The 3,311-nt window shown below is 69.8% G+C and carries 2 protein-coding genes; both read left to right on the forward strand.

The window, feature by feature from the left end; all coding sequences use genetic code 11:
• The first annotated feature begins 9 nt into the window (after nucleotides 1–9).
• Nucleotides 10–2,109, forward strand: a complete 2,100-nt coding sequence (locus IEY86_RS35670; RefSeq protein ID WP_308425206.1) for a methyltransferase — start codon at nucleotides 10–12, stop codon at nucleotides 2,107–2,109.
• The coding region (locus tag IEY86_RS35675; RefSeq protein WP_229699076.1) for a condensation domain-containing protein at nucleotides 2,106–3,311 on the forward strand (1,206 nt) is incomplete at its 3' end. The genes IEY86_RS35670 and IEY86_RS35675, both read left to right, overlap by 4 nt.

A 3,311-nucleotide genomic window follows, 5' to 3' on the forward strand; every position in this document is an offset into this window, starting at 1 on the left:
CGGCCGGTGGTGCCGGGTGGGGTTGGTGGGTTGGGTGGGTCGTTGATCGGTCGTCCGATTCCGGATCTGCGGGTGTATGTGGTGGATGGTTGGGGGCGTCCGGTGCCGGTGGGTGTGGTGGGTGAGTTGATGGTCGGTGGTCGGGGTGTGGCGCGGGGTTATCTGGGTCGGCCGGGGTTGACGGGTGAGCGGTTTGTGCCGGACTGGTTGGCGGGGGATGGTTCGCNGCGCAATGATTTCCAGGTCAAGGTGCGGGGTTACCGGATCGAGCTCGGGGAGATCGAGGCCCGGCTGCTGGAGATCGACGGCGTGCGGGAAGCCGTCGTGGTGGCCCGCGAGGAGGTCCCCGGGGACAAACGGCTGGTCGCGTACCTTGCGGTGCAGCGGCACGGCGGCGCCTACCAGGACGACGAGGAATCGGCCGAGCAACTCGAACACTGGCGGCGGGTCTTTGACGTGACGTACGACGACGTGCTCACCGACGACACGCCGGTCACCGCCCCGGACCCCGTCGATCCCACCTTCGACATCCGCGGCTGGAACAGCAGCTACACCCGCGCACCGATCCCCGCCGAGCAGATGCGCGAATGGGTCGACCGCACCGCGGACCTGGTACTGGCCACCCAGCCGGAAACGGTGCTCGACATCGGCTGCGGCACCGGCCTCACCCTGTTCGCCGTCGGCCCTCGGGTACGGACGTACTGGGGAACCGACCTGTCGGCGGTGGCCATCCGGAACCTCCGCCGCGCCGTCGCCGGATCCGGGCTGCCGCCCGGCCGGGCCGAACTCTTCGAGTGCGCCGCCGACAACCTGGACCGGCTGCCTGCACAAACCTTCGACGTGGCGGTTCTCAACTCGGTCGTGCAGTACTTCCCGGATGAGCAGTACCTGCTCGCGGTCATCGAAGCAGCGGTGCGCCGCCTCGCCCCGGGCGGAACCCTCGTCATAGGCGACGTCCGCAGCCTGCCGATGCTGCGCGCCTTCCACACCACGGTCCAGGCCACCGCGGCGTCGCCGGACACTCCGGCCGACCAGCTGCGTACGCGCATCGACCGGGCCGTCGCCGACGATGAGGAACTGGTCATCGACCCGCACCTCTTCACCGCGCTGCCGACCCGGATCCCGGAGATAGCCACGGTGCGGGTCATGCCGAAACGCGGGCGGCACAGCAACGAGATGACCACCTTCCGGTACGACGTCCAGCTCACCAAGGCCGGCGGTCCCGCACCCCAGGCGCCGACACCCAGCACAGTGGACTGGCTCGACTGGCCGGGCCAACACCTGACCATCGACGACCTTCGCAAGAAACTGACCTCCGGCCGACCCGACCTGCTCGCCGTCCGCTCGATCCCGAACGCGCGACTGAGGCCGTACTCCGGACTGCTGGAGCAACCCCCCGCCGAGTCGGCGGCCGACCCGGAGGACCTGATCCAGCTGGGGGCCGAAACCGGGTACCGGATCGACCTGGATTTCGCCGAGCACGGCGACCACGGCGAGCTGCGGCTCGTGGCACGGCGGTGCGACGCGGCCGGGCAACCGGTCGCCGGGCTGCCGGCGACCACCCCGGCAGAGGATCCGACGTGGTCCACCTTCGTCAACAGCTCGCTGCGACGCACCACCCGCCGCCTCGTGACGGCGCTGCGGTCCCAGCTCGGCGCCCAGCTTCCCGGCTACATGCTGCCGTCGGCGTACGTCTTCCTCGACCAGATGCCGCTGACCCCGAACGGCAAGGTGGACCGCAGTGCGCTGCCCGCGCCCGGCGCCGACGCCAACCCGGGACAACGGTACGAGGCGCCCGCCGGGACGGTGGAGACGACCCTCGCCGGGATTTGGGCCGACCTCCTCCGCCTCGACCAGATCGGCCGACACGACAACTTCTTCGAACTCGGGGGCAACTCCCTGCTGGCCGTATCGCTGGTGGAACGGATGCACGCCGCGGACCTGCCGGGCGACGTCCGGGCCGTGTTCACCACCCCGACCGTGGCCGGGATGGCCACCGCGATCGCCGGGCTGGAGCCCGGCGCGGACGACGCGTTCGCCATACCGCCCAACCTGATCCCTGACCTGACCGGCGACGACCCCGACACCGAGCTGGAGTTCACGCTATGACAGTCGACGAATTGGTGTCCCGGCTCACCGGCCTGCCCATCCGGCTCCGCCGAAACGGCGACGACCTGGTGGTCCGGGCGCCGGAGGGCACGCTGGATCCGGAGCTGGTACGCGAGCTGCGCGCCCACAAGGGCGAACTGCTCGAGAGCCTCGCCCTGAGCGACTCGGGATGGTGGAGCCCGCCGACCCGGATTACTCCGGAGATGCTGTCGCTGGTCGAGCTGACCCAGGAGCAAATAACCCGGGTGGTGTCCTCGGTACCGGGTGGCGCGAGCAACGTGCAGGACATCTACCCGCTCGGCCCGCTGCAGGAGGGCATCTTCTTCCACCACCTGATGGACGGCGAGGGAGACCCGTACCTCGGGTGGGGAATGTTCGCCGAGGACTCCCGCGCCGACGTGGACCGGTTCGTCGCGGCTCTGCAGACCGTGGTGGATCGGCATGACATGCTGCGGACCGCGGTGGCATGGGAGGGACTGCCGCAGCCGGTGCAGGTGGTCTGGCGGCACGCCGACCTGCCCGTCGAAGAGGTCACCTTCGACACGGGAGCCGACGCGGCGGAGCAGCTGCGGTCCCGTTTCGATCCGGCCGGTTTCCGGCTGGACCTGCGTACTGCCCCGCTGCTGCGGGTGGTGACTGGATTCGACGCGGCCAATGACAGGTGGCTGCTGCTGGTGCTGATGCATCACCTCGTCGGTGACAACGCCACTTGGGACGTTCTCCAACGGGAGATCTCGTCCGTCCTTTCCGGACAGATGGATTCGCTGCCGCGGCCGGTGCCGTATCGCAATGTGGTGGCCCAGGCGGTGCTGGGCACCAGTCGGGCGGAGCACGAGGAGTTCTTCACCGGTCTGCTGGGCGATGTGGACGAGCCGACCGCGCCGTTCGGCCTGACCGATGTGCACCACAGCACGGCGATCGCAGAGTCGCGGGTGCGGCTCGACCCGGCCCTGGTCGGGGCGGTGCGGGAGCAGGCCCGCCGGGCGGGCGTGTCCGCGGCGAGTGTGTGCCATCTGGCCTGGGGTCTGGTGCTGTCCCGGCTGACCGGCCGCTCGGACGTCGTGTTCGGCTCGGTGCTTCTGGGCCGGACGCAGGGAGGTGTCGGCAACGGCGTGGGCTTGTTCATCAATACGTTGCCGGTGCGGGTCGATGTCGGTGGCCGGGGTGTGCTGGATGCGGTCCGGGACACTCATGGGCTGCTG

The sequence above is a fragment of the Wenjunlia tyrosinilytica genome, from assembly GCF_014646055.1.
GTDB lineage: Bacteria > Actinomycetota > Actinomycetes > Streptomycetales > Streptomycetaceae > Wenjunlia > Wenjunlia tyrosinilytica.